The sequence below is a fragment of the Megasphaera intestinihominis genome (assembly GCF_040096415.1).
GTDB lineage: Bacteria > Bacillota > Negativicutes > Veillonellales > Megasphaeraceae > Megasphaera > Megasphaera intestinihominis.
Genome location: NZ_JBBMEU010000029.1, coordinates 1 through 21143 on the forward strand (window position 1 = coordinate 1; position 21143 = coordinate 21143).

23 protein-coding genes and 1 tRNA gene are annotated in these 21143 nt (G+C 52.9%); 9 read left to right on the forward strand and 15 right to left on the reverse strand.

What is annotated here, in order from left to right:
- The first annotated feature begins 509 nt into the window (after window positions 1–509).
- Window positions 510–585 (forward strand) — tRNA-Thr (locus WMO23_RS06115).
- 90 nt (window positions 586–675) lie between these two features.
- Here WMO23_RS06115 and WMO23_RS06120 read toward each other — a convergent pair.
- The 5 genes from WMO23_RS06120 to WMO23_RS06140 all read right to left on the reverse strand — a co-directional run bounded on the left by WMO23_RS06120 (window position 676) and on the right by WMO23_RS06140 (window position 4692).
- Window positions 676–867 carry a hypothetical protein gene (locus WMO23_RS06120; RefSeq protein ID WP_020311610.1) on the reverse strand — a complete coding sequence of 64 codons (192 nt, stop codon included), beginning with the start codon at window positions 865–867 and terminating at the stop codon, window positions 676–678.
- A gap of 42 nt (window positions 868–909) precedes the next feature.
- Window positions 910–1488, reverse strand: a complete 579-nt coding sequence (locus tag WMO23_RS06125; protein ID WP_292108022.1) for a GNAT family N-acetyltransferase — start codon at window positions 1486–1488, stop codon at window positions 910–912.
- A 182-nt stretch (window positions 1489–1670) separates the two neighbouring features.
- Window positions 1671–2240 carry a kinesin gene (locus tag WMO23_RS06130; protein WP_147675874.1) on the reverse strand — a complete coding sequence of 190 codons (570 nt, stop codon included), beginning with the start codon at window positions 2238–2240 and terminating at the stop codon, window positions 1671–1673.
- A gap of 229 nt (window positions 2241–2469) precedes the next feature.
- Window positions 2470–3261, reverse strand: coding sequence for a hypothetical protein (locus WMO23_RS06135; RefSeq protein WP_292108021.1), 792 nt, complete (start codon window positions 3259–3261; stop codon window positions 2470–2472).
- Between the two features lie 75 nt (window positions 3262–3336).
- On the reverse strand, window positions 3337–4692 hold the full coding sequence (locus WMO23_RS06140) for a purple acid phosphatase family protein (protein WP_292108020.1): 1356 nt from the start codon (window positions 4690–4692) through the stop codon (window positions 3337–3339).
- 139 nt (window positions 4693–4831) lie between these two features.
- Between WMO23_RS06140 and WMO23_RS06145 the strand changes: the two genes are divergently transcribed.
- The gene (locus WMO23_RS06145; RefSeq protein ID WP_020311605.1) at window positions 4832–5389 is read left to right on the forward strand and encodes a manganese efflux pump MntP; all 558 of its coding nucleotides are present in this window, start codon (window positions 4832–4834) and stop codon (window positions 5387–5389) included.
- A gap of 138 nt (window positions 5390–5527) precedes the next feature.
- Here the strand turns inward: WMO23_RS06145 and WMO23_RS06150 are convergent, their stop codons facing one another.
- Entirely contained in the window at window positions 5528–6553 is a 1026-nt protein-coding gene (locus WMO23_RS06150; RefSeq protein WP_020311604.1) for a branched-chain amino acid aminotransferase, read from the reverse strand.
- Between the two features lie 228 nt (window positions 6554–6781).
- On the opposite strand from WMO23_RS06150, the gene WMO23_RS06155 reads away from it, so the two are divergent.
- Genes WMO23_RS06155 through bioA form a run of 3 tightly spaced genes read left to right on the forward strand, consistent with a single transcriptional unit; the run spans window position 6782 to window position 9393 of the window.
- Window positions 6782–7348 (forward strand): biotin transporter BioY, encoded by a 567-nt coding sequence (locus WMO23_RS06155; RefSeq protein ID WP_292108192.1) that lies wholly within the window; start codon window positions 6782–6784, stop codon window positions 7346–7348.
- 17 nt (window positions 7349–7365) lie between these two features.
- Window positions 7366–8034 carry a dethiobiotin synthase gene (gene bioD / locus WMO23_RS06160; RefSeq protein WP_292108193.1) on the forward strand — a complete coding sequence of 223 codons (669 nt, stop codon included), beginning with the start codon at window positions 7366–7368 and terminating at the stop codon, window positions 8032–8034.
- Window positions 8035–8046: 12 nt separating this feature from the next.
- Window positions 8047–9393, forward strand: a complete 1347-nt coding sequence (gene bioA / locus WMO23_RS06165) for an adenosylmethionine--8-amino-7-oxononanoate transaminase (RefSeq protein WP_292108194.1) — start codon at window positions 8047–8049, stop codon at window positions 9391–9393.
- On the opposite strand, the gene WMO23_RS06170 is transcribed toward bioA, so the two are convergent.
- The 4 genes from WMO23_RS06170 to WMO23_RS06185 all read right to left on the reverse strand — a co-directional run bounded on the left by WMO23_RS06170 (window position 9390) and on the right by WMO23_RS06185 (window position 12916).
- On the reverse strand, window positions 9390–9671 hold the full coding sequence (locus tag WMO23_RS06170; RefSeq protein WP_020311601.1) for a glutaredoxin family protein: 282 nt from the start codon (window positions 9669–9671) through the stop codon (window positions 9390–9392). The two genes, bioA and WMO23_RS06170, sit on opposite strands and share 4 nt — an antisense overlap.
- Before the next feature lie 32 nt (window positions 9672–9703).
- Window positions 9704–10102 (reverse strand): NifB/NifX family molybdenum-iron cluster-binding protein, encoded by a 399-nt coding sequence (locus WMO23_RS06175; protein ID WP_292108195.1) that lies wholly within the window; start codon window positions 10100–10102, stop codon window positions 9704–9706.
- Between the two features lie 297 nt (window positions 10103–10399).
- Window positions 10400–11533: a L,D-transpeptidase gene (locus tag WMO23_RS06180; RefSeq protein WP_292108196.1), complete on the reverse strand. Its 1134-nt coding sequence runs from the start codon at window positions 11531–11533 to the stop codon at window positions 10400–10402.
- A gap of 54 nt (window positions 11534–11587) precedes the next feature.
- Window positions 11588–12916: a nucleobase:cation symporter-2 family protein gene (locus WMO23_RS06185; protein WP_020723910.1), complete on the reverse strand. Its 1329-nt coding sequence runs from the start codon at window positions 12914–12916 to the stop codon at window positions 11588–11590.
- Between the two features lie 224 nt (window positions 12917–13140).
- Between WMO23_RS06185 and WMO23_RS06190 the strand changes: the two genes are divergently transcribed.
- On the forward strand, window positions 13141–13770 hold the full coding sequence (locus tag WMO23_RS06190) for a DUF47 domain-containing protein (RefSeq protein ID WP_020311598.1): 630 nt from the start codon (window positions 13141–13143) through the stop codon (window positions 13768–13770).
- Window positions 13763–14758: an inorganic phosphate transporter gene (locus WMO23_RS06195; RefSeq protein WP_020311597.1), complete on the forward strand. Its 996-nt coding sequence runs from the start codon at window positions 13763–13765 to the stop codon at window positions 14756–14758. The genes WMO23_RS06190 and WMO23_RS06195 overlap by 8 nt, the downstream gene beginning before the upstream one ends.
- 142 nt (window positions 14759–14900) lie before the next feature.
- Here WMO23_RS06195 and WMO23_RS06200 read toward each other — a convergent pair whose 3' ends face one another.
- Both WMO23_RS06200 and WMO23_RS06205 read right to left on the reverse strand, forming a co-directional pair.
- Window positions 14901–15905 (reverse strand): 1-aminocyclopropane-1-carboxylate deaminase/D-cysteine desulfhydrase, encoded by a 1005-nt coding sequence (locus WMO23_RS06200; RefSeq protein WP_292108198.1) that lies wholly within the window; start codon window positions 15903–15905, stop codon window positions 14901–14903.
- Window positions 15906–15972: 67 nt separating this feature from the next.
- Window positions 15973–17580 carry a gamma-glutamyltransferase family protein gene (locus tag WMO23_RS06205; protein ID WP_292108199.1) on the reverse strand — a complete coding sequence of 536 codons (1608 nt, stop codon included), beginning with the start codon at window positions 17578–17580 and terminating at the stop codon, window positions 15973–15975.
- 170 nt (window positions 17581–17750) lie between these two features.
- On the opposite strand from WMO23_RS06205, the gene WMO23_RS06210 reads away from it, so the two are divergent.
- Window positions 17751–18641, forward strand: coding sequence for a diacylglycerol/lipid kinase family protein (locus tag WMO23_RS06210; RefSeq protein ID WP_036200907.1), 891 nt, complete (start codon window positions 17751–17753; stop codon window positions 18639–18641).
- A 22-nt stretch (window positions 18642–18663) separates the two neighbouring features.
- Window positions 18664–19911 carry an amidohydrolase family protein gene (locus WMO23_RS06215; protein WP_292108200.1) on the forward strand — a complete coding sequence of 416 codons (1248 nt, stop codon included), beginning with the start codon at window positions 18664–18666 and terminating at the stop codon, window positions 19909–19911.
- Window positions 19912–20062: 151 nt separating this feature from the next.
- Here the strand turns inward: WMO23_RS06215 and rpsR are convergent, their stop codons facing one another.
- The 3 genes from rpsR to rpsF are packed head-to-tail and all read right to left on the reverse strand — an operon-like array spanning window position 20063 to window position 21080.
- Window positions 20063–20293, reverse strand: coding sequence for a 30S ribosomal protein S18 (gene rpsR, locus WMO23_RS06220; protein ID WP_014015538.1), 231 nt, complete (start codon window positions 20291–20293; stop codon window positions 20063–20065).
- A gap of 45 nt (window positions 20294–20338) precedes the next feature.
- Complete coding sequence (locus tag WMO23_RS06225; protein WP_020311592.1) at window positions 20339–20779, reverse strand: single-stranded DNA-binding protein; 441 nt, start codon at window positions 20777–20779, stop codon at window positions 20339–20341.
- A gap of 16 nt (window positions 20780–20795) precedes the next feature.
- Window positions 20796–21080 carry a 30S ribosomal protein S6 gene (gene rpsF / locus WMO23_RS06230; RefSeq protein WP_014015536.1) on the reverse strand — a complete coding sequence of 95 codons (285 nt, stop codon included), beginning with the start codon at window positions 21078–21080 and terminating at the stop codon, window positions 20796–20798.
- Window positions 21081–21143 lie beyond the last annotated feature (63 nt).

A 21143-nucleotide genomic window follows, 5' to 3' on the forward strand; every position in this document is an offset into this window, starting at 1 on the left:
CAAACTCTCCATGATATATGGAAGAGCGTTTGGCTCTTGTTTATTATTTGGTATTACTCATTGTTTGACGTTCTATAAATAGAACCTCGCACGTTGGCGTTCATTCAGTTCATTGTTCAGTTTTCAAAGGTCATCGTGTCATCGCCTCATCGCGACGACTTGTATATCTTACCAGACCTTTTCCATCTTGTCAACACATTTTCCAAAAAAACTTGAAATAATTCCCATTCGTCCCTGTATATCGATGTTAGTAACAAAAAATCCGTAGTTAGTCCCCTAATACGAGAAAATTCCTATACATGGTATTATATAATATAAGCAGGCCAGTAGAACCACCTCACAACTACAACCTAAACCCTTTCACAATCATCACGGAAACAGCCCTGCCAGGTCCTCCTTCACTAGCAGGGCCGTTTTCGCACGCCATAATAACTCTTCAAAAAAAATCAGAAAAGTTTAAAAAAAGTGTTGACAACTATAGGCCTCGTGAATATAATATAAGAGTACTTGCCACTATAGCTCAGCTGGCAGAGCATCTCATTCGTAATGAGAGGGTCGTAGGTTCGAATCCTATTAGTGGCTCCAAAAAATCAAGAGGCTGTCGCATATGCGACAGCCTCTTTTTGCGTTTGAAGTTGAAAGCTATCGCTTCAAACATCATACATCCAACTGCTCCTAAATCAATTTATTTTGTTTAGCCATTTTTTCAATCATGGACAATGATAATTTGCTATACTTTGCCACTTTTTCCAAGGACATTCCATCTTTCAACAATTCGAGAGCAAATTCCAATTTACCTTCTTTTTTACCTTCTTCCCTGCCTTTCATCAGGCCATCTTCGTATATTCCTTCTCCTAAGTTGCACATGACTGCCAAATCCCCCTCTCCCTACAAACTCCATGCTACAAACTATAAAGCAAAAAGGGTCTCATTTTTTGCCGGAAATCGGGGATGAACGGTATGGGGGCCAATCATTTTTTCCATCCAGACGACGTCATACCAACGGTCGAATTTGTAGCCGCTGTTGTGGAAACGACCGACCAGGGTGTAGCCAAGGCGTTGATGGAAGTTCAAGCTGCCGTTGGTGACATACGGGTCCTGATCATCACGGGGTACGACAATGCAGGCGTTGATGTTGAGGATTCCCATGGATTTCAAGGCTTTTTCCAGAGCTTCGTACAGTTTACGGCCAATCCCGTGTTTACGGGTGTTTACATCGACGTAGATACTCGATTCCACCGACCAGGCGTAGGCTTCACGGCCATAGAATGCATGGGCATAGGCATAACCGATGACCTTGCCGTCTGTTTCGGCAACCAAGTAGGGATAGTGCTGCGAAATCTCTTGGCGGCGTCGTTCCATTTCCACCATATCCGGCGCGGTGTATTCAAACGTAATGGCCGTCTTTTCCACATAGTGTGCGTAAATCCGGGCCAAAGCTGCCGCATCACTTTCACAGGCTGACCGAATCGTAATATTATCGCTCATGGCCGTATCTCTCCTTTTCAAAGAACCTCTCAGACTGCCTTCGGCAGCCAGCTCCCCTATCATGGGAGCCTTAACCTCTCAGACCGCCTTTGGCGGCCAGCTTCCCTATCATGGGAGCCTAAAAAAAGACTATGGCATGCTCTCAGGATTTCCATGCCATAGTCCCTGTTCCCGGTATATGATTATTTCCAGAATTCCCACCAATGGCGGTTGTCTTTTTCGGCCAGCTGCTGGCGCAGGCTGTCTCGTTCAGCCTGGACGGTGGCCAGTGTTTCCTGGAGTTGTTTGTGTTCGTCTTCGATGATACTGCCTTCTTTTTTCAGACGGTCCAGTTCGCTCTGCAGGGCATCGGCCTGGTCCTTGTTCTGCTGAGCTTCCAGGGCTTTGACTTTGACTTCAGACAGTTCGTTCTGTTTGGCGATCAGGTTCTGCTGCAACGTGATGACCTGCTGCTGGGCCGTGTTGAGGTCCTGCTGGGCTTTGAGCAGCAAAATGCGCAGGTTGTGCGATTCTTGCTGGGCATTGGATACTTTTTCACTTTCCAGTTCGGTAATGGTCGCCTGGTCGTGGAGGCCGCGCAGCTGGTCGAGGATGCGGACAGCTTCCGTATCGAAGGCCCATTCGCCTTTCTGCATGGTGGCGTGTTCTTCTCCGTCATGATTGATTTCGTCCAGATGTTTTTTGACGAACTGGATGATGCCCTGACGGGTCTTGATATTATAGCGGTCCATTAAATCTCTTGTCGTAATCACGTGTTTTCTCTCCTCATGTTTACTATCTCTGTTTTTGCATTTACCTGGCTCATTTTTCCAATAAAAAAAGGCTTAACCATGCCAGCCAGCGCAACAGCAATTCATATAAATCAATTACCTTTAGTTTACCGTATTTCAAAGAATAATGCAACGAAAAGGGGGCTGTCACATGAAGATTCCCGTCATGTGAGGCCCCATTTCAGTCGATGTGCAATTAGTATCTATCCGATTAGATGGAAAGCTGGACGAAATTCTGGCCAAAGCGCAGGTATTCGCCTTGGGGCAGTTTATAGGCTTTGGAAATGGCGTTGGCTTCTGTCGGGACTTCCGGCGTCGTTTCCAATTCGTAAGATTTGGCATAGGCACCTGCTGTGTCAGAAGCGGTCAGGCCGGATTTATCGAACTTCAAATCGCTGCCGTCATAGATGCGGATACCGATGACGATGCCGCCCTGGAGATAAGCGTCCATGTGATGGTTATCATAAATCCAGCGGTCTGTTCCCTGATCTTCGGCAGTACTGCTCGGCTGGCCATAGGCAGCCGTCAAGTCTTCCTGGGTCATGCCGAGGTAGACGCCGCCAATGGATTCGTAACGGTCGGCGTTGAGGGAACGGCGTAAGGGCATCTTATTGTCTACGATGAGGTACTGATGGGATTTATGGCCCATGAGGTCCATCTTGATCGTCCGGTCGCCAGTCTGTTCATGGATGGTAAAGGTCCCGGTCCGCGGATAGTCATAGGTGCAGTCTTTCGGGTCCGTTACCGTACAGCCGTTGATGGTGTTGCCTTCGATGGTCATGACCAGGTTGCCCTTAGTGCTGTACCATTCACCGGCAGCCGGGTCGAGCCAGTCGACGACATTCTGGTCCGGAGCGGCCTGAGTCGTTGTCGTCACCGTAGCCGTTGCCTGCGGTTCTGTTGTCGTCGTTTCCGTCGTAGTCGTATCTTCTGCAAAGCAGACGGCTGATAAACTCATCGTCACGAGCGCACAAAGGATCATATTTTTTGCTAATTTTTTCATTCTCATTCGCTCCTCTTCTGTTTACTTTCTGTAACTGTTAATTATACACGTCTTCCAGAAAGAAAACAACCGTCTTTACTTCCGTTTATGTTTGTTTACACTTTTCTTAGCATGTTGCTTAGCACTCTGCTTATCTTTCTTGGTCTTCGTTTCCGGCGCCTTTACGGTGTTGTCTGCGTTTTTGGAAACTTCCGCTTCCTGGTGCTTGGCCGGGATGGAAACGGTATCGATCAGGGTGCCGTCATTTTTCATGGCGCTGACGCGGAATTCATCCGGTTCGACCTGGAGCGTCAGGTACATGGGCATATCCGTCGGGTTATAGTAAACGACATCGGTCGGTTTCTTGACCGAGCCATCCCAGGATTCTGTCCCGGAGCGGCCCGTGGCAATGTAGACGGTCCCTTCCGTAGCGGCCTGGTCGTTCTTGATGGGAACGGTCCGTTCATAGCAGTGTTCATGAGCCGTAAATACCAGGGGGACGTCGTATTTATCGAAGAGCGGCATGAAGTATTTGCCGTTTACATCGAGGGTGCCGTTATACGGGCTGTCCCAAGGCGGACGGTGCATGAGGACGACCAGCCGTTTCCCGGCCTTCTTGGCCGCAGCCAAATCCTTGTCGAGCCAGGCTGCTTCATCTTCCATCATCGTCGGACGCCAGCCGTTCAATTCTTCATAATCCGTATTGAGGGACACGTAGTGGACGTCGCCATAATCGAAGGAGTAAGCCAGGCGGTTCTGGTCCTTCGGTCCACCATAGGGCACGGCGAACAGGGCCTTATACGTATACGGTTCGGCAAATTTCCAATCCATGCTATAGGCTTCGTGGTTGCCCAGGACCGGGGCAAAAGGGATGTGGCTGGTCAGGACATCGGCATTTTCAAACCAGTCCCGCCATTGGAAGTAGGCCTGTCCGTTGTCGGTAATGTCGCCCATGTTGATGAAGAAAGCCGCATCATCGTTCTGCTGCCAGGCGATCTGCGCCGTCTGCCCCCAGACGCTGTAATCGGTGGACTGAGAGTCGCCGAAGACGAGGACTTTGTATTTGTTTAAATCTTCTTTTGTCGTCGAAAAAGTAATCCAATCGGTCGCACCGTCAGCATTGACGATGCGGTATTCATATTCCGTCGCCGGTGTCAGTTTCTGCATGTAAGCCCCATACGTATAGGGTGCCGGATTGTCGGCGTCGTAAATGGGAGGCCGTTTCCCTTCGGTCACATAAGCCAACTGGACATCACCCTGGTCCTTGTGACGGTATTCTACACTGTAATCGCTACGGTCGCTGTCATACTGCCAGGAAATGGTCTTGCCTATCGCACTGTCCTTGGCGACGACCTGCATCAGGTTATCCACGGACATGGCCATGGCCTGACCGGAAAATAAAGTAAACGCACTGAGGAGCGCCGCCAGGAGATGGCGCTTTCTATATTTCATGTGTTTTCACGTCCTTTCTTGTCACAAAATGTATTGTAGCACAATTCGTTGATTTGGCAATCTTTTTCGTTGACATCGATTTCCCTATCTCCTATAATAATTGAATTGTATATTGCTGCATTGATGAGGAGAGAAGAGAATGAATACACTTGATTTACTCTTGCTGGCCGTCAGCCTATCCATGGATGCCTTTGCCGTTTCCATCTGTAAAGGCCTGTCGCTGGGAAAAATCAACTGGCGCCACATGGTCCTGGCCGGCCTGTGGTTTGGCGGCTTCCAGGCTCTGATGCCCACTATCGGCTATGGTCTGGGCAGCTTTTTCGCCGACATGATCGATGCCTATGATCACTGGGTCACGTTCATCCTGCTCAGCGCCATCGGCCTCAATATGATTAAGGAGTCCTTTGAGGACGAAGAGCACTGTGATGCGTCCATGAGTCCCTATACGATGCTCATGCTGGCTATCGCAACCAGTATCGACGCCCTGGCCGTCGGGGTCACCTTCGCCTTTATGGACATCGCCCTCGTGTCGTCTGTGACGCTCATCGGCGTGACGACGTTCCTGTTCTCGGCAGCCGGGATAAAAGTCGGCAGCCTCTTCGGGATGCGCTATAAAAATAAGGCCGAACGCATCGGCGGGGCCGTCCTCATCTTGATTGGTTTAAAAATATTTCTGGAAGGCTTGGGCGTGTTGTAAAAAAAAGGCTTGTCGCACATGCGACAAGCCTTTTTTCTGTAGGGGCGCCACGTGGGGCGCCCGTTCGCGCAAATCGGTTCACGGGCATCTTACATATACCCGCGGGCTCGCCACGTGCGAGCCCCTACGAAATATAAATTATTTAACTTCGTGGATCCAGCCTTCCGGTCCTTCGATTTCGCCCATCTGGATGCCCCGCAAGGTCTTGTACAGTTTCGTCAGGACAGGACCCATTTCGTCCATGCCGCTGGGGAGGCAGATTTCTTTGCCGTGGTCAACGACTTTGCCTACCGGGCAGATGACGGCAGCCGTACCGCAGAGGCCGGCTTCAGCGAATTCGCTGACTTCTGCGAACTTAACCGGACGGTGTTCGACTTTCATGCCAAGCATGTCCATTGCGATCGTGATCAGGGAACGGCGGGTAATGGACGGCAGGATGGAGTCCGATTTCGGCGTAACCAAAGTGCCATCTTTCTTGACGAAGAGGAAGTTAGCGCCGCCCGTTTCTTCTACGTACGTGCGCGTAGCCGGGTCGAGGAACATGTTTTCATCGAAGCCGTTCTGATGAGCCAAAATGTAAGGATACATGCTCATGGCATAGTTCAAGCCGGCTTTGATATGGCCTGTGCCGCGCGGTGCTGCACGGTCGAAGTCAGAAATGCAGATCGTAATCGGTTTGACGCCGTTCTTGAAGTAAGAGCCGACAGGCGTGCCGAAGAGGCGGAACTGATATTCGTCAGCCGGTTTGACGCCGATGACCGGGTTAGTCCCAAAGAGATACGGACGCAGGTAGAGAGCGCCGCCGCTTTCAAAGGGAGGAATATAATCCTTATTGGCCCGGACGACTTCGTCGACAGCTTCCATGAACATATCTTCCGGAACCGGCGGCATTTCCAAACGTTTTGCCGAGTCCATCAAACGTTTTGCGTTCTGGTCCGGACGGAAGGTGACCGTACGGCCGTCTTTGGTTTTATAGGCTTTCAAGCCTTCAAAGACTTGCTGGCAGTATTGCAGGATGCCGGCACATTCATTGAGGACGACATTCGGGTTATCTGTCAATTCCCCTTTGCCCCATTTGCCATCTTTATAGTTGGCAACATAACGTTTTGCAATCGGCTGATATTCAAAACCCAAGGCCGACCAGTCAATATTAACATTTGACATCGCAATTCCTCCATTTCTTTTTTAAACAAAATAATTTATATCTATTTTGTAATTATAGATTAATCACTTCTTTCACTTTTGTCAATGGGAGAAATTCTCACCGGATTATTGTTAACTAATTTATGACATTTAAAAATTGACAATAAGTCGATTATTGGCTATAATCCAGATTATCGTAAACTTTTTTAATCGTTTGTGTGGTTTACATTTATTAAAAGGAGTGATTCCATGGTTTCTTCTGTCCTCTCAGCCCACCGCTGGGATACGCGGGATATGGTCTTATTCGCCCTGTTCACGGCACTCATCGCCATCGGGGCCTTTATCCGCATTCCCGTCCCGTTCTGTCCTTTTACACTGCAATTATTGTTCACCACCCTGGCCGGACTAATCCTGGGCAGCCGCCGCGGCGCCGCCTCGGTCGCCGTCTACGTCCTCTTAGGGCTGGTCGGCCTGCCGGTCTTCACGTCCGGTGGCGGTCCATCCTATATTTTCCAACCGACCTTCGGCTACCTCATCGGCTTCATCGGCGGTGCCTGGCTGACCGGATACGTCGCTCATCAAAGCACCACGCCATCGCTGCGGCGCCTGCTAGCTGCTGATTTTGCCGGCCTCATCATCGTCTACGCCTGCGGCATGGTCTATTTAGCTTTAATCAATAACGTATACCTGGGCACACCGATCAGTCTGTGGACACTCTTCGTCTACTGCTTCGTCCTGCCCATTCCCGGCGACATCTTCCTCTGCATCGTCGCCGCCTTCCTGGCCCGCCGGATACGTCGGACCACTGCCCTCTAGAAAGGAGTTCGTTTACTATGAGTAAAGGTTTATTCATCACCGGGACGGGGACGGACATCGGCAAGACCTATGTCACAGCCCTGCTCATCAAGACACTGCGCCAGCACGGTTATGACGTCGGTTATTATAAGGCTGCCATCAGCGGCGCCCCGACCGTCGCGGCCAGTGATGCCGGTTATGTAAATGAGATAGCCGGGATTGGCGAATCGCCGGACCTGCTCTTGTCTTATCTTTACGACCACGCCGTGTCGCCTCACCTAGCAGCCCGCTGGGAAGAGAAGCCCATCGAAAAAAGCGTCATCCTCCGCGACTGGCAGTGCGTCACGGCAGCCTATCCCTACGTTACGGTCGAAGGCAGCGGCGGCATCATCTGTCCCCTCCACGAAGATGATGCCATCAGCTTCCAGCTGGAAGATCTCATCGGCTGGCTGCACATCCCATCGCTCATCGTCTGCCCGGCTGGCCTGGGGACCATCAACGGCGCCGTCCTGACCGCCTTTTATATGAAAGAAAAGGGCCTGCCTGTCCAAGGTTTCATCGTCAACCATTATACGGGAAGCCCCATGGAAAAAGACAACATCCGCATGATTGAAAAGCTCAGCGGCAAGCCCGTCCTGGCCGTCGTCGGCGATAACGCCGAACTTTTACAGGCCGATGCCCAGGCTTTGATTCAACTATATCAGTAAGGAGTGATTTACATGAGTTTACTTAAAGCTGACTTGAAATACATCTGGCATCCGGCCCAACAGATGAAAGACGCCGAAGTCTTCCCACCCGTCGTCATCGACCACGGCAAGGGCTGCTATCTCTATGACACAGAAGGCAAAGAGTACATCGACATCATCAGTTCCTGGTGGTGCAATCTTCTCGGCCACTGCAACGACGAAATCAACGACGCCATCAAAGACCAGCTCGGCCAGCTGGAACACGTCATCTTTGCCAATTTCTCCCATCGTCCGGCCATCGAGCTCTGTCAGGCGTTGCTGCCGCTGCTGCCAAAAGGGCTGACGCATTTCAATTTCACCGATAATGGCTCATCGTCTGTCGAATGTGCCCTGAAGATGGCCTTTCAATATCAGTATCAGTCAGGCCACCCTGAACGGCAGCGTTTCATGTGCCTGTCCGAATCGTATCACGGCGAAACCATCGGCGCCTTGTCTGTCGGCAGTATGGACCTCTATGCCCGCATCTACAAGCCCATGATGATGAACAACATCCATTTCGATGGCCTCGACTGCTACCGCTGTCCTTATGGCCAGACGCGAGATACCTGTAATTGTGAATGTTTCGTCGGCGCTGAAAAGGCCTTTGCCGCTTATGGAAAGGAAACGGCTGCTCTCATCGTCGAACCTATCCTGCAAGGCGCAGCGGGTATGCGCATCTACCCGCCGGAATACTTGCGCCGCCTGCGCCATCTCTGTGACCAATATGGCGTCTTGCTCATCGACGATGAAGTCGCTGCCGGCTTCGGCCGGACAGGCAAGATGTTCGCCATCGAACACGCCGGCGTCAGCCCGGATATCCTCTGCACGTCGAAAGGACTGACCGGCGGCTACCTGCCCATGTCCCTGACGATTACGACCGATGCCATTTACCAGGCCTTCTACGACGATTTCAAGACCCACAAGGCCTTCGTCCACAGCCACACCTATGCCGGCAATCCCCTGGCCTGCCGGGCAGCCCTGGCTGTGCTGCACATCATGGAACGCGACGATATATTAAAAAAAGCTGCCGAAAAGAGCATCTACCTTCACGAAAAGTTAGACGCTGCTCTCGGCAGCCACAGCCATGTCGGCGAAATCCGCCACATCGGCCTGATCAATGCGATTGAATTAGTTGAAGATAAACGGAGTAAACGTGCCTTTGACCCGGAAAAGCGAGTCGGCTGGCACATCTTCCGCAAAGCCATGGACCTGGGACTGGTCCTGCGCCCCATTGGCGACGTCATTTACTTCAATCCGCCCCTCACCATTGATGAGCAGACCATGGATGAAGCCGTCCGCCGCTGCCGGGATGCCGTCCATGCCGTCTTAGGCGACGATTAAGCCTTCAGCGCCGCATCCAGGGCCGCTTTGACATGGGCCTTGATGTCGTCATAAGACTGGCCTGGCTGGGCTTCGTAGAGTTTTTCCGTGCCGATGAACATAGACGGCACATAGTAGTAAGAATGGCCCTGTACGACTTCGGGGTGTTCCGATTCTTCGTACCAGTCGACGGCTACCTGGCGGTAAGCCGGATTTTCTTCGATCAGTTCAGCCAAGGCTTCTTTGGCGCCCTTGCAATAGGGGCAGCCGTTCATATAAAAAGCGGTGATATTCTTCAAGGGAATCGTCTCCTTTCCAGGGAACAGACAGGTTACTGATGACCTCCGCAGCCGTGGGAACCGCAGTGATGTTCACCATGGCCATGCTGCTGGTCGTGATGGCTGCAAGCTACGTCGGGATTGAATTTCAGCGTACCATTGAGCAAATCCTTGACGGCTTCATCGGCACTGCCCGTAACGCCGCCATAGAGGTCAATCGAAGCGGCCGCCAGAGCCTGCTGGGCTCCGCCACCGATGCCGCCGGCAATGACGGCATTGACTTCCTGGGCCTGCAGGAAACCGACCAGGGCACCGTGGCCCTGACCATTGGTGTCGATGACGTCAGCCTTGATGATATGGCCATCTTCGACATCATAGATCTTGAATTTTTCCGAATGGCCGAAATGCTGGAATACATTCCCATTTTCATACGTAACTGCTACTCTCATCATAACAATTTCTCCTCCAATCTGCAATAACCGGACGGGTCCTCGCGGCCCGTATTTTTTGACATATGTCGATTAATTTGATTTCAGTATATGACATATGTCAGTATTTGTCAATAAAAAAGGCGCTGTCGCATAAAGACAGCGCCTTTTTGAGTTCATCGTAGGTCGTTTATCGTTCGTCGTAGGGGCGCCCACGTGGGGCGCCCGTTCACGCCAATCGGTGCATGGCCATCTTGCATATACCTAACGGGCTAAAAAGGTACGTGCGAGCCCCTACAAAAAAAGCCATCGCATCAAACGTCAATCATTCCCGCTTCCCGGCGAGATGACGACGGTCGGTGTACTGTTGCCTTTGACGGAGTACATATTATAGACGTAGTCCGGCGTCAGTTCGCCTTTGAGATGGAACAGGGAGTAGGCATCGACGGCGTTCATGTAAACGACGTCGCTCTTGACGTATCCCGGGGCGATGCCATAAGGACTGGTCAGGATGCCCTGCTGGGAATTCCACTGTAAATCCAGTTTCAGCGCCGTCGCCACGGCTACGGACGGCAGGTAAATCTGGCCATTCTTGCCCAGTGCCCGCTTGGCCAGTTTATGGCCGTTTACAACTAAATCGTAAGCCTTGGCGATGTACGTGACGTTGCCATCGGAGGCATTGATCTTATCGGAGATTTCCTGGAAATCAGCAAAATCTTCTACGCCATAGCCGGCCAGGGCCTTCTTGACCTGAGCGATGCTCAGGGACTGCCAGCCGTAGCCGTCGGGATAGATATAATAAGAAACCGTATGGTCCGGGTCGACGTCGATGACCAGGCGGTCATAGTAGACCGTGACCGGCGTCCCGACGGATACATACTGGTAGAGGTCTTCCACATCGGCTTCTTTCATGCGCACGCAGCCATTGGATACGTAGCCGCCGATGGATTCAGGATGATTGGTCCCATGGATCCCATAGTTACCGTAAAAGCCGATCCAGCGGTAGCCAATAGGGTTGTCCGGTCCTGAACCGATCTGGATGCTCGTGTCATCCGGGTCGACCCAGGTCGGGTTGACTTCCTTATATTGGACGGCATAGTAACCGGTCGGTGTCGGCGTCGACGTCTTGCCGACCCCGACGTGATACATCTTGACCTTCGTATCGCCTTCATAGAGCGTTAAGATACGGCTGGCCAGGTTGATACCTATTTTCTTTTCCGATTCGACCGCCTTGGCCTGCTGGCCTTCCTTGGCGGCCGTCTGGCTTTTCGTGTCCTTCTTCGCCGTTACGGCTGGCTGGGCCGGTTTCGTTTCTTCCTGCGGCGCCGCCGTCGGCTTGATTTCCACTTTGACTGCAAAAGGAGCCGGTCCAGTCTTCAGTTCCGGCGTATCGGCCCAGGCAGCTCCAGCGGTCAAGGCTAGGACGCAGGTCAGAGCCATCATTCGTTTCAGCAAAAAAATCCCTCACTTTCATCGCGCTGATGCGCCTTTATTTTGATTTACATTTATTTAATCTTCGTTTACATCATCTTCCCGGCCGCTGCCATTCAGAATCAGGTTGAGGACGACAGCCGTAATACTACCCAGGGTAATGCCACTGTGCAGGACGATGTTCGCCCACGACGGGAAGCTGTGGAAAAAGTTCGGCGCCGTCAGGGTGATCATGCTGACGCCGATACTGACGGCGACAATCATCAGATTGTACGTCCCGTCGAATTTAACTTTACTCAAGGCCCGGATACCGCTGGCAATGACCATGCCGAACATGGCTACGCCTGCACCGCCTAAGACGGAATTCGGGATAGAGGCGACGACAGCCGCCATCTTCGGGAACAGACCCAAAGCGATGAGGATGATGCCAGACGCGGCGACGACGAAACGGCTCTTGACGCGGGTGACGGCGATGAGGCCGACGTTCTGGGCAAAGGCCGTATAAGGGAAGCTGTTGAGGATACCGCCGATAAAGGTCGATAAGCCATCAGCCCGGAGGCAGCGTGCCAGGCGGCTGCGGCCAATGGGGCGGCCGACGATGGACCCGATAGCGATGCAGTCCCCCGTCGTTTCTACCATCGTGACGATCATGACGACGATCATCGACAGGATCGAGCCGATATCAAAAGTCGGGAAGCCGAAGGAAAAAGGCGTGACTAACCCGATCCAGGCCGCGTTGCCGACTTCGGCGAAGTTCGTCTGCCCTAAAATCATGGCAATGATCGTCCCGCCGATGAGTCCCAGCAGGACAGAAACATTGCTCAAGAAGCCCTTGCCGCAGCGGTAAATGGCGATGATGATGACCAGGGTGATGAAGGCCAGGAACAAATTCATCGGTGAGGCGAAGTCCGGCGACTTCGGATTGCCGCCGCCCATCCAGTTGACGGCTACCGGCAGCAGGGTGATACCGATGATGGTGATGATCGTCCCCGTGACGACAGGCGGGAAAAAGCGGATGAACCGGCTAAAGAAAGGGGCAATGAAGAAAGTGAACAGCCCGGCAATGAGAATCGATCCGTAAATGGCCGTAATTCCGTGTTCCGCCCCGATGAGGATCATCGGCGTGACCGACGCAAAAGTGACCCCCTGGATCATCGGGATGCGGGCGCCGATTTTCCAGAAGCCTAAAGTCTGTATCAGCGTGGCGATGCCGCAGGAAAATAAGTCGGCATTGATCAGGTGGACCAGTTCAGCCGGCGACAAGTGCAGGGTCTGGGCAATGATGATCGGTACGGCTACAGCCCCGGCGTACATGGCCAGGACGTGTTGCAGACCGTAGGCAAAGAGCCGGCCAGCCGGCAGCATTTCGTCAACGGGATGGATCCGTTTAGTCAGGTTTTCGTTCATTTCGTAAAAGTCACCTCATGTTCAAAAAAAGCCTGCACCATGGCAAGCGATTTTTTCTTAACAATATACATACCTATAAAAAATAACAATACCGTTTTTATTATACCATTGACTCAAAAAAAATAAAACATGTAGCTAAAATTTACTCAATCTTTACATATTCTTTTCAAAACAATGATATGTCTCTCATATACTGATTTTAAGTACACAGAGGAGGAAATAACATGTTCAGTATCAGCAACAAGCACGAAGAATTCTTCGATTATCTCATGACCAACGCCGAAAATTTCCATCGCGGCGCCCTCATCGCCCATGAAGTCATGGAGGACGTTTCAACCATTTCCATGCATCTCAAGGAAATCGTCAAACTGGAACACACGTCGGACAAAACCAACCAGGAAGTCATCTTCAAATTGTCCCGTGTCTTCATCACGCCTATCGACCGGGAAGATTTTTACAAACTGACGTGTCAGCTCGAAGACTGCATCGATTCCCTGCAAGGCGCTCTCATGCGCACCAGCATGTATCACGTCACGGAAGCGCCGAAAGCGGCCATCGCCATGACCGAACAGATTGTCACTATGGGCGAAGAATTGAAGAAGATTTTCTCTTTCTTGAAGGATATCGACCACAACGAAGCCAAACTCATGCGTCATGCTGAACGACTGAACCGCCTCGAATCGGAAGTAGACCATATCTATCGCCAGGAAATTTCCAGGCTCTTCAGCGGCGATGAAACGGACCTGCTCAACGTCATCCGCTGGAAAGATATCTTAGGGACCCTGGAAGAAGCGGCCGACCACGTCGAAACCCTGGGAAATACCATTAAAGAGGTGACCATGAAATATGCTTGATATGTCGCTCATCATCATGGTCGTCGTCCTGGCTCTGGTCTTTGACTTCATCAACGGCTTCCACGATACGGCCAATGCCATCGCAACCTGCGTATCGACACGTGCCATCCGCCCTGGCGTCGCCATCGTCGGTACGGCTATCCTCAACTTCCTCGGCGCCATGATTTCGACAGGTGTCGCCAAGACGATTGGCGGCGACATCGTCGTCTCGCCGACGTTAGTCAACGAAATGATCATCATCGCCGGCCTGGTCGGCGCTATCATCTGGAACCTCCTGACCTGGTGGGTCGGCATGCCTTCCAGTTCGTCTCACGCCCTCATCGGCGGCATGATCGGTGCCATCATCGTATCGGCCGGCGTAGCCGCCCTCAACGGCTGGGGTATCCTGAAAATCGTCCTGTCCCTCATCATTTCACCGGTTTCGGCCATCATTACGGGCTTCATCATCATGAAGATCATCTTTGCCGTCTGCCATTCATTCAAACCGGCCAAGGTAAACCTGGCGGCCAACAGGCTGCAAGTCGTGTCGGCGGCCCTCATGGCTTTTTCCCACGGCTCCAATGATGCCCAGAAATCCATGGGTATCATCACCCTGGCATTGGTATCGGGCGGCTTCATCACCAGCCTGGAAGTACCGGACCTGGTCAAATTCCTCTGCGCCCTGTCCATGGCCCTGGGGACCAGCGTCGGCGGCTGGAAGATCATCCGTACCGTCGGCGGCAAGATATTCAAGATGCATCCCGTCCACGGCTTTGCAGCCGACTTGAACTCAGCGGTCGTCATCTTCTCGGCCACCTTGCTGCACCTGCCCGTCTCGACGACACACGTCGTTTCCGGGTCGATTATGGGTGTCGGTTCGGCACAACGCGTCAAAGCTGTCCACTGGAGCGTCGCCCGGCAGATGGTCACGGCCTGGGTCATGACCATTCCCTGCACGGCTGTCATGGGCGCCTTGTCGTACGTCATATTGACAAAAGTGTTCTTTTAATCTAAGGAATCAGGCGGGACGCCCATCGCTGCTGTCCGTTTTGGCAGCCGTCCTATGCCTTCCGTTGGTCGGCACTTGACGGGCCAAAAAGGCTTTGGGCGTCCCCTACGAAAAAAACGTGTCCCCTAGGGGACACGTTTTTTTATTTCACGATTTCAATCTGGTTTCTGAGTTCGTTTTCAAATTTGATGCGATGGGCTTTGGTGTAGAGGCCAGGCATGCCGCCGGTATGCACGAGGATGACCTGCCGGCCCAGTTTGATTTTCTTTTCTTTGATCATCGACAGGACGCCGGCAAACATCTTGCCCGTGTAGCACGGGTCGAGGAGGATGCCTTCGTGACGGGCCATGGTGTAGATGGCTTCGCGGACCCGCGGTTCCGGTTCGTTGTAGCCCTTGCCGATATAGCCCGTTTCGACGTGGAAGTCGCTGTCGAAATCAAAGCCATATTCTTCCTTGGCCTGGTTAAAGTAGGCCTTTAATTTTTCCATGTCGAAGGGCATGACGGCAATGCCTACCAGTTTCAAATTCGACTGAATGGCTTTCAAGCCGCAATACAAGCCGAGATATGTACCCATACTGCCGACGGCGACATAGACCGTCGCCCCGTCGATCTGCTGTTCCTTGGCCTGGGCGTCGAGTTCGCGGGCGCAGTCCATGTAGCCCAGCATACCCGTCGTATCGCTGCCGCCCATGGGGATGAAGTAAACTTGTTCACCCTTCTTTAATTCGGCGGCCATGACTTTCTTGACTGTTTCTTCGAGCTGGACGTCGTGGTCGCGGCCATCGTCATGCTTGAGGACGACGCGGGCGCCAAAAATACCGTCGAGGAGTAAATTGCCGCTCAGTTCGCCATCAGTATCACCGACAGCGACGATAATGCATTTCAGGCCGAATTTCGCGGCAACAGCCGCCGTCAGGCGGCCATGGTTGGTCTGCGGCGCTCCGACGGTCACAATGGTCGTCGCCTGAGAGTTGAGGGCTTCGATCATCAGATACTCTAATTTACGCAGTTTATTGCCACCGCCGCCGAAAGGCGTCAGGTCATCGCGCTTGATATAGATTTCACGGAATAATTCCTGCGACAGGCCGGACAGGTATTGGAGCGGCGTCGGATTAGGGTCTAAAATAGAAAGTTTCGGTTTCATGGGGACAGTCCTCCTTTAGTTTTCTCCATCCTATCATATTTTCCGGAAGAAGAAAAGTAAACGACCTTTACCAGGCGGCGACACAGCCATCGGCCCGGGGTTCGGTCCCACCCATGAGCGTCCCCTGGTCATCGCGCCAGATGATCTGTCCCCGGCCATAGGTCTGGATATCGTCTTTGACGACGACGTCATGGCCGCGGCGGCGCAGTTCTTCAATGACAGCGGTTGGAAAGGCCCGTTCCATTTCAATGGTCTTGCCGCCGACCCACTGCCAGCGCGGAGCATCCAGGGCTGCCTGAGGGTTGAGATGATAGTCGATGGTATTCAGCAGGACCTGGAACTGCCCCTGGGGCTGCATGAAAGCGCCCATGACGCCGAAGGGGCCGACAGGACGGCCGTCTTTCGTCAAAAAGCCGGGAATGATCGTATGATAGGACTTCTTCCGCGGCCCGACGCAGTTATCGCTGGCTGGGTCCATAGAGAAGTTATGACCCCTGTCGCTGAGAGAAATGCCGTATCCCGGAACGGCGATGCCCGAACCGAAACCGCTGTAGTTGCTCTGGATGAAAGAAACCATATTGCCTTCGCCGTCGGCACTGCACAAGTAAACGGTACCGCCACAGTTTACATCGACCGGCTGCGGCAGCAGGGCCTCGTGACCGATAAGGGCCCGCCGCCGGTCGGCATAGGCTGGAGAGAGCCAATCGTCAACAGCCGTCTTCATGAAACGCGGGTCGGCAATATATTTCTTGCCATCGCAGAAGGCCAGTTTCATGGCTTCGATCTGGCGGTGGAGCGATTCAACGTCATCCCGTTTACTGAAAGTAAACCCACCGGCAATATCCAGGGCCATGAGGACGACCAGGCCATGGCCGTTGGGCGGCATTTCCCAGACATCGTAGCCACGGTACGCCGTATGGATCGGGTCGGCCCACTGCGGCCGATACGCTGCTAAATCGGCCTTGCGGATGAGGCCGCCCGTTTTCCGGGACCAGGCATCAATGGCATCGGCCAGCTCACCGTCGTACAGGGCCCGGCAATGGCTGTCCCGCAGGATTTCCAGAGACTTGGCCAGTTCCGGCAATTTGAGGATATCACCGGCTTTGGGCGCCTGGCCATGAGGGAAAAAAGTATCGAATAAGTGCTGAAAGATTTTCTTCCCCCGATAAGGTGCAAAGGATGCCATACTGTCGGCCAGCATAGCTGCCAGGTTCGGCATGACCGCATAACCATCCCGGGCATAGGCAATGGCCGGTTCAAAGAGTTCTTCAAAGGCCAGTCGGCCAAAACGGCGATGGACTTCGGCCCACGCCGCCGGCGCCCCTGGGACCATGACCGGCTCCCAGCCCCGGAGCGGGACCTGGTCATAGCCCCGCTTCAGCAATTCATCCCGCGTCAGTCCTGCCGGGGACCAGCCGCTGCCGTTGATGCCATAGAGTTTCCCCTTCGTCCATATCAGGGCGAAGACGTCGCTGCCCAGGCCGTTGCTGGTCGGCTCCAGGACAGTCAGGCACATGGCCGCAGCCAGGGCAGCGTCGATGGCGTTGCCGCCTTTTTTCAGCATATCCAGCCCGGCCTGGGCAGCCAGGGTCTGAGACGTGCAGACCATGCCCCGGCGGCCATAGACCACTTCCCGGTGGGAGCCATAGGGATACACAGATGCATCAAAATTCATTCCAATCTCCCCTTTTCAAAAAATTACAAGTGAACATTACTTAAAGAGTTCGACGAAAATCAGAGAAATCCTTTGTTTACACCTTCACGAACGACTTTTTTACCGCTATAATAGTAATCATCAGTCACGTTAAGGACTTATCACAATTTACAAGTAAGGAGTAGAGCAAGTTGAAACGGTGTATGTTAATCGTCAACCCTACAGCAGGGCGTGAACGGGCAAAATATCACAAGGATAATTTAAGACAACAACTGGAAACGATGTTCGACGACGTCGAATTGCGGGAAACGCAGAAAGCCGGCGACGCGACGGAATGGGCCAAGGAAGCAGCCCTGACCGGCTTCGATTCGGTATTTTCCATGGGCGGCGACGGGACGCTGAATGAAACCATCAACGGCTTGGCACAGGCCAACAGTGCCATCCACTTCGGCTTCATCCCCCTGGGAACCATCAACGATCTGGCACGGGCCCTGAACATCCCCCTCCATCCGGAAGCTGCCATCGCCATGCTGCAGCACTGCAAGACGGTCAAAGTCGACATCGCCAAGGCCAACGACCGCTACTTCGTCAATACCATTGCCGCCGGCATCATGCCCGAAGCCGTCGGCCACGTATCCATCGAACAGAAGACGCGCCTCGGCCCGCTGGCCTATTTCCTGACCGGCATCAAGGCCATGCAGGCCCATAAGACGTCGCTGTTCAAGATCACGACGGCCCAGGGCTCGACAGTCCACCGCTCGCCCCTCATCGTCGTCATGCTGACCAATTCCGTCGGCAGTTTCCGCAACCTGGCGCCCCAGGCCCGCGTCGACGACGGAAAAATCTGGCTGGGCATCTTCAAGGACTTCAATTATCTGGACCTCATCAAGGTCATCCCGGAATTCCTGGCCGGCCAGCCGCTGACGTCGGAACTGATGACCTTGAAGACCATGGACCGCGTCCGCATCGAACTGCTGGATGGCAGCCATCTCTCGACCAACATGGACGGCGACGAAGGGCCGGCTTTCCCCTTGGACATCGAAGTCCTGCCATCATTCTTATCCGTTTACGTACCTGCGTAAGCGATAGACAAGGAGCGTTTACATGTTCATTAAAGGAAATTTTCTCTTCACGCCGTCACGCCATGAACTGACGATCCGTGAAAATCAATATGCCCATATCGAAAACGGCGTCGTAACGGGCTTCATGACGGACCTGCCGGAAACGACAGGCCCGGAAACAGTCGTCGATTACAACCAGGATATCATCATTCCGGCCTTCGTCGACCTGCATATCCACGCCCCGCAATACATAAACCGCGGCCTCGGCTTTGACGAAGAACTCCTTCCCTGGCTGGAACATTACACCTTTCCGGCCGAAGGGAAATTCGCCGCCCCCGTCTTTGCCCGTCGCGTCTATACGGCCTTCCTGAAACGCCTCCAGGCCGAAGGGACCCTATGTTTTTCCGCCTTTGCGACGATTCATAAAGAATCGACGTGGCAGCTCATGGAACTGGCCGAAACCATGGGTTTCAAAGCCTATATCGGCAAAGTAAACATGGACCGCAACGCCCCGGACTACCTCCTGGAAGATACGGACCGCTCCCTGGCCGATACGGAAGAGCTGGCCGTCCGCTGCCGCGAAGCATTGCACAAGGTCCGCTTCATCGCGACGCCGCGCTTCGTCCCGTCGACGACAGAAAAACTGATGACCGGCCTGGGTCGCCTCTGTGAAACCTACGACTTGCCCGTCCAATCCCATCTGTCGGAAAACCGGAATGAAGTCGCCTGGGTCAAAGAGCTCCATCCCGACTTGCCGTCTTATACGGCCGTCTATGATACCTTTGGCCTCTTGCGGCCCGAAAAGACTATCATGGCCCATGCCATCTATTTATCAGACGAAGAAAAACGTTTACTTCGCGATAAAGGCGTTTACTTAGCACACTGCGCCCAGTCCAATGCCAACCTGACCAGTGGCATCATGCCCTTGCGGCGCAACCTGGAAAACGGCCTGACCTGCACGATTGCCAGCGACGTCGCTGCCGGCCATACACCGGCCATGAACAAGCAGATTGCCTTGACCATTGAAATATCGAAACTCTATTCCCTGAAGCACGATAGAGAAAAAGCCCTCACCATCGGTGAAGGCTTGTATTTGGCCACCAAAGGACCGGGCCGCTTCTACGGCCAGACCGGCAGCTTTGAAAAAGGCTACGCCTTTGACGCCCTGGTCATCCACATGGACGACATCGAAGGCCTGGAACGGACGCCTTTTGAAAAACTCCAGCAGTTCATCTACGACGGCGACGACCGCAACATCATCGCCCGCTATGTAGACGGAGTTAGCCGTTAGCCGTTGTAGGGGCCGTCCCAAAGGGCGGCCCGTTGCATTTGTATGATTCGCCTAGCACCCTGACAGGAAAATCGTACATATTCCGATGCGGGCGCCCCACGTGTCGCCCCTACAAAAAAAAGACTTGCCGCAAAGCGACAAGTCTTTTTTATTATTCAGCCGTATACGGCAAGAGTGCGATTGCACGTGCGCGTTTGATGGCAACAGTCAGTTTACGCTGATGTTTAGCGCAAACGCCGGAAATGCGGCGCGGCAAGATTTTACCGCGTTCTGTTGTGAAACGGCGAAGTTTTGCAACGTCTTTGTAATCGATCTGTTCAGCATGATCTACGCAGAAGCTGCATACTTTTCTTCTCGGTTTTCTCGAGCGATCTCTTCTCATGTATAGTTTCCTCCTTCAAGAATTAGAAGGGGTGTGTCTGACCTTTTAGAATGGGATTTCTTCGTCTGTGCTGGAACCCATGCTGTCAAAGCCGGTTCCCGGTGCAGCCGGTTTGGGCTGCGGTGCACTAGCATGCGGTGCCGGAGCAGCCTGCTGGTGTTCTGATCCCATTGTCTGGGCAACGAAGTCGCATACAACTTCCGTGCGATAGCGTTTCTGGCCATCCTGCGTTTCGTAAGAACGAACGGAGATACGGCCCTGGACGAATACACGGCTGCCTTTGGACAAGTTATTGCCACAGTTTTCCGCCAAATTACCCCAAGCAACACAAGGAATAAAATCAGTTAATTCCCGCGGTTCTGAACTGCCGGCCGGAATATACGACCGCGTACAGGCAACGGTAAACATAGCGACTGCCCGGCCGGTCTTCGTAAAACGGATTTCCGGGTCACGAGCTAAATTCCCTAATAACTGGACTGAGTTCATACCTTTGCGCCTCCGGTTATTCGTCGATCTTGACGATCAAGTGTTTCAGAATAGTATCGTGGATCTTGATGACACGGTCGATTTCTTTGATGACGTCAGGTTCGCCTTCAAAGTTGATCAAAACGTAGTAGCCATCAGCCTGTTTTTTAACAGGGTATGCGAGATGACGTTTACCCCAGCGATCTACTTTTTCGATAGTGCAGCCGTTCTTGGTGAGAAGGTTGGATACCAATTCAACGATCGGATCTACTTCTGCTTCTTCGAGCGGTTTTGCAATAAACATGACTTCGTACTTGTTCACGAAATCACCTCCTCTTTTGGACATATGACCCTTCCCGCAGAAGGGTTAGGAGCTTGACACAGT